The 3,871-nt window shown below is 43.4% G+C and carries 4 protein-coding genes, 1 tRNA gene and 1 riboswitch; of the genes, 3 read left to right on the forward strand and 2 right to left on the reverse strand.

Features of this window, described 5'->3' with window-relative positions; translation table 11 throughout:
• On the forward strand, positions 1-564 hold a 564-nt coding region (locus VF500_RS00305), incomplete at its 5' end, for an NAD(P)-dependent alcohol dehydrogenase (protein ID WP_330857764.1).
• A 98-nt stretch (positions 565-662) separates the two neighbouring features.
• Here VF500_RS00305 and VF500_RS00310 read toward each other — a convergent pair.
• Positions 663-1,661: a type I glyceraldehyde-3-phosphate dehydrogenase gene (locus VF500_RS00310; RefSeq protein WP_330857765.1), complete on the reverse strand. Its 999-nt coding sequence runs from the start codon at positions 1,659-1,661 to the stop codon at positions 663-665.
• A gap of 304 nt (positions 1,662-1,965) precedes the next feature.
• On the opposite strand from VF500_RS00310, the gene VF500_RS00315 reads away from it, so the two are divergent.
• On the forward strand, positions 1,966-2,379 hold the full coding sequence (locus VF500_RS00315; protein ID WP_330857766.1) for a hypothetical protein: 414 nt from the start codon (positions 1,966-1,968) through the stop codon (positions 2,377-2,379).
• A gap of 87 nt (positions 2,380-2,466) precedes the next feature.
• Here VF500_RS00315 and VF500_RS00320 read toward each other — a convergent pair.
• Positions 2,467-2,540, reverse strand: a tRNA-Ala gene (locus VF500_RS00320).
• 165 nt (positions 2,541-2,705) lie between these two features.
• Positions 2,706-2,906, forward strand: a riboswitch (cobalamin riboswitch).
• A gap of 101 nt (positions 2,907-3,007) precedes the next feature.
• Here VF500_RS00320 and VF500_RS00325 point away from each other — a divergent pair.
• Positions 3,008-3,871: TonB-dependent receptor (locus VF500_RS00325; RefSeq protein ID WP_330857767.1), on the forward strand; the 864-nt coding region annotated here is incomplete at its 3' end.

Here is a 3,871-nt window from a genome sequence, read left to right on the forward strand (position 1 = left end):
GGTATTACCACCTACTCGCCATTACGTTACTGGAACATTGGCAAAGGCCACAAAATTGCTGTTGTTGGTCTTGGTGGTTTAGGGCACATGGGCGTTAAGTTTGGCGTAGCCTTCGGCGCCGAAGTGACTGTATTAAGCACCTCAGCAAAAAAAGAAGAAGACGCAAAAAAATTAGGTGCTCATCATTTCGTAGTAACTTCAGATCCTGAGCAAATGAAAGCAGTAGCAGGTACTTTTGATTTCATCCTGGATACTGTTTCTGCCGATCATGATCTGAACGTGTACCTTGGATTGCTGAAAACCAACGGTACCCATGTATGTGTAGGTGTACCTACCAAACCTGCCGAGATAGCTGCTTTCAGCATCATTGGTGGCCGCAAAAGCCTTGCCGGTTCCATGATCGGTGGTCTGCCCGAAACGCAGGAAATGCTTGATTTCTGCGCCGAACATAACATCGTTTCGGACATCGAACTGGTTGATATGAAAGATATCCATACAGCTTACGACAGGATGCTGAAAGGCGATGTGCGTTACCGTTTTGTGATCGATATGGCGACTATCTAATTGACAGTAAAAACCCAAAATGAAAAAGACGATGACATTACGCCATCGTCTTTTGTTTTGATTATCGTAAATCAACCTATTTCAGGAGGACTCAACATTTAAATTTTTGAAGCGATGAATTGGGTTACTTCTGCCAGCCTGTTACTAAATCCCCATTCATTGTCATACCATGAAGCAATGGAGAGTAGGTCTCCCTGTTTGAATGTTAGTGGAAGATCCATTAAGGCCGAGTGGGTGTCTCCAACTATCCTTGCTGATGACCACTCTTCTTCGAGCACGTCGAGGACCCCGTGTAGCTCGCCTTGGGCGGCTTTGCGGAACGCCTCATTTACTTCTTCCACAGTACAGGGTCTCGTAGTGATCAGGTTCAGTTCAGCAATACTTCCTGTCCTTGTCGGAACGCGATAGGCTTTCCCGGTTACCTTGAGATCACTCCAAATGAATTGGAGGGCTTTGGCTGCACCTGACGAAGAAGGAATAATATTTTCGGCAGCAGCCCAGGAATCGCGGCGATCCTTCATTGGCTGATCGGTAAGCGATTGAGAGTTGGTATAAGAGTGAACGGTTGAAAACAAGCCATATTCTATACCGAAAGTTTCACGGATCACCTTGATTGGTGCGGCCAGTGCATTGGTTGTACAGCTCCCCATGCTAACGATATGATGTTTTTCCGCATCGAAATGATCCAGGTTAATGCCTTTCAAAAGGACGGCATCGCAATCGGTCAGCGATTTGCTGGGGGCACTAACCAGCACATATTTTGCACCTTTATCCAAATGCGCTTGTGCACCTTCCCTTTTGGTTGCACGACCGGAGCAATCCACCACCAAGTCGACGCCTAAAGCCCCCCAGTCCGGCACACCTGCTGCTGAATCCACATAGGCGATTTCGTGGTCATTCAGAACAAAGCCGTTATCATTAGATGCGGCCTTACCTTTCCAATGTCCATAATTGGTATCGACGCTGAATAATGCCGTTAGCGTTTTCAAATCTTTCACATCCGCAACCGCAGATGGAACAAAAATGTCGCGGTCGAGTCCGATCCTTAACAGCTGGCGGCCGATACGTCCCAAGCCATAAATTGCAATTTTTTTCATAGACAGAATTTTAAGTTATTGTGCTATAAAGTTAAGGCTGGGGTATCTGTGAATGTTCAACCGTCTCATGATAATTACCAAGAGATGTTAAATCGATGAAAGATTTGCTTGTTGGTGGGAGTTCTGTTAGAGAGAGGAATCTCGGCTGAAGCAGTAAATTTGGGGTGATTTGAAAATATTTTTTGACAAAGGTTGCCCTAAAATAGATTCAAATAATCCGATATTGTCCGACTCGGATAGTCTCTTTTTTTCAAAAAGACTAATAGTATTCATAATTAAACTTGTTTAGTGTATTTTTAAATACATGATAGAAATAATAATAAATGATGAAAATGGTACACCTGGCGTGTACACATATGAAATTGTACCAGAATTATATAATGGTATACTGGTTGATCAATTTGAGATCAGAGCCAAAGGCGATGAACAAGTTCCTTACATGATTCAGGCTAAAGAGTCGGATAACGAAGTCCGAATCTTATTTCAGCATAATAATGGCAACCCATCTGTTTCTAAGAAAAATATTTTTGGTGGAATGCTGCCGGTATTGTACGATCATTATAAAAAGGAAATTGTTTCAAGCTCTTTTTCAAAACCACAATATGAAAATGAACAGAGAGTTCCTGAAACTGCCGGAAAAATGTATAAGAAATTATTGGCAGCAGGCTTAGTTTGGTATGATCCAAATAGGGACGTATACTACTTTCGGAGTAAATAGTATAAAAAGCGCAAGAGGGTATTACCTTAGTATTACGTGAAACAAAAAAGCCACTTACAAAGATTTGTAAGTGGCTTTTTATCTGCGTGGAGAATATCGGAGTCGAACCGATGACCTCTTGCATGCCATGCAAGCGCTCTAGCCAGCTGAGCTAATCCCCCGTGATGGGCTGCAAATATATGATTTTAGGTAATTAACATAAAATTTAAATCTAAACTTTTTTAGTCATCGTTTGGGATAGTGTTAAACGCCCGTTTTTACTACCTCATTTGCGGTGTAATACCCTTGTTGCAAACTGCAGCTTGTTTAATTAAACTTTTAATATATACCTTTGCCCTGCTTTTGGTTCGCGGATAATTAACGCCCGCGATTAAAAGGGAACCCGGTGTAAATCCGGGACTGTCCCGCAGCTGTAAGCTCCATAACACCGAAGCCCATTCTTATTGTCACTGTTCCGATATGATCGAAATGGGAAGACAGGGCCGGGGGGAGTAAGTCAGAAGACCTGCCATTGCACATATTAATTCATAGCTTTCGGGGATTGAAGCTGGAATGAGGATACCTTTCGTGTATTTCATTTTTTGTAATTCGTTCTGTTTGCTGTGAGGTTTTTTAACCCACAACACTCATGAAATTAACTGTGCGCCACACGTTCGCAACGCGTAATGGCTGTATCAAAGGTTTATTATGGCTTGTTTCCTTTGGGGTAACAACAGCTTGCGGTTGCCTTGAGGTTTCGGCGCAATCCCCGGTTCATAAAAAAGATACTACTCAAACTGATTCTATTAAGATCAATCACCTTAAACAGGTGGAGATCCGTGCTGTCAAAACTGACATCCGCAATACATCCCCTACTCCGGTACAGGTATTAAAAGGCGAGCAATTACAGCGCCTCAATAGTTTTTCTGTGGCCGATGCCATGCGCTTTTTTACCGGCGTACAATTGAAGGATTACGGGGGCGTAGGTGGTTTAAAAACCATCAATGTACGCAGTTTGGGCACCAATCATGTTGCAGTATTTTACGATGGCGTACAATTGGGTAACGTTCAAAACGGACAAGTTGACCTTGGCCGGTTTTCGTTGGATAACATCGATGAAATAGATCTTTATAACGGACAACGAAGCGAGATCTTTCAACCGGCCAAGGCTTTTTCGGCTGCAAGCACCATATACCTGCAGTCTGCCAAGCCCAAATTTGAGCCGGGCGATCATACCCACATCCGCCTCAATTATAAAACCGGGTCGATGGGGTTGGTGAATCCGTCCCTGCTCTGGCAGCAAAAGCTCAATGATAAAATCAGCAGTACTATCAGTGCCGAGTATATCCAATCAAACGGTCGGTACAAATTCAGGTATACGAATGGGGTATATGATACAACCGCGGTGCGCAATAATGGCGATATCGAGGCTTACCGAATAGAGGCAGGCCTTGCCGGCAGTACTACAGATAGCGCCAAATGGGCAGTGAAAGCATACAGTTATATTTCAAAC

The sequence above is a fragment of the Mucilaginibacter sp. genome (assembly GCF_036383575.1).
In the GTDB taxonomy this organism is placed as follows: Bacteria; Bacteroidota; Bacteroidia; order Sphingobacteriales; family Sphingobacteriaceae; genus Mucilaginibacter.